This window comes from Thauera sp. 28, assembly GCF_000310145.2.
GTDB classification, from domain to species: domain Bacteria; phylum Pseudomonadota; class Gammaproteobacteria; order Burkholderiales; family Rhodocyclaceae; genus Thauera; species Thauera mechernichensis.
Genome location: NZ_AMXA01000084.1, coordinates 1 through 853 on the forward strand (window position 1 = coordinate 1; position 853 = coordinate 853).

Consider the following 853-nt stretch of genomic DNA (forward strand, 5'->3'; position numbering starts at 1 on the left):
GAGGCGCCGACGCGGGGGGATGTCTGTGTGTGCCACGATGAGCATGCGCAATGATCTGCGGTTCGGTGGCGGAGTGACCACAATGTGGGGTGCCAGCGCTCCGGTACGTTCATGGTCGCGATATGCGCCGTCAGCCAACGGGCTGGGGTTAAAATCGTCGCCCATGCACCGTTGGCTTGCCATTTTCTTCCTGCTGCTCGTTCCGCTTCAGTTCGCGTCGGCGGGCCTGGAGGCGTACTGCTTGGAATCGGCCGGTTTCGCGACCAGCCACGGCGACCACCATCCACATACCTGTCAGGTGGATGAAGGCGATGAAGGGATGAAAGGGCAGCTTCACGCCGACTGCGGTTTCTGCCAGATCCTTGCGAGCGCTGCACTGCTCGATGCGGGTCGTCTGCCATTGACAGGACTGGGCCATGTCCTCGTCGACGCCGGGCGGGACTTCAACGCGTCTGCGCTGGTCACCGAGCCTGAACGCCCCAAGTGGCGCCTCGCTGCCTGAGCGGCAGCCCACCCCTGTCTTCCCCTCTTCTTCGAGTGCGCGCCGCACGGTAGCGGCGGTGTGCTCCATTGCGGACGTCCGGGCACTGCCTATGGCGTCCGCCCCTCCCGAAGCCTGGGAACCAACCCTCGAGATCGACTCGATGCACGACAAACGAACCCAATGGTGGTGGCTGATGGCCGCCTGGGCCGTGGCTCTGGTATCCACGCTGGGCGCGCTCTTCATCGGTGAAGTGATGGGCATGACGCCCTGCGTGCTGTGCTGGTACCAGCGGATCGCCATGTTCCCGCTCGCCCTCATTCTGGGCATGGCCGTGTTCGCCGAGGACCGGCGCGGTGCGGTGTATGCGCT

2 protein-coding genes are annotated in these 853 nt (G+C 64.7%); both read left to right on the plus strand.

What is annotated here, in order from left to right:
* A partial coding sequence (locus C662_RS19525; RefSeq protein ID WP_232433323.1) for a hypothetical protein occupies positions 1-502 on the plus strand: 502 nt, incomplete at its 5' end.
* A 142-nt stretch (positions 503-644) separates the two neighbouring features.
* Positions 645-853, plus strand: a 209-nt coding sequence (locus tag C662_RS19530; RefSeq protein ID WP_232433324.1) for a disulfide bond formation protein B, incomplete at its 3' end; no start/stop codon positions are given.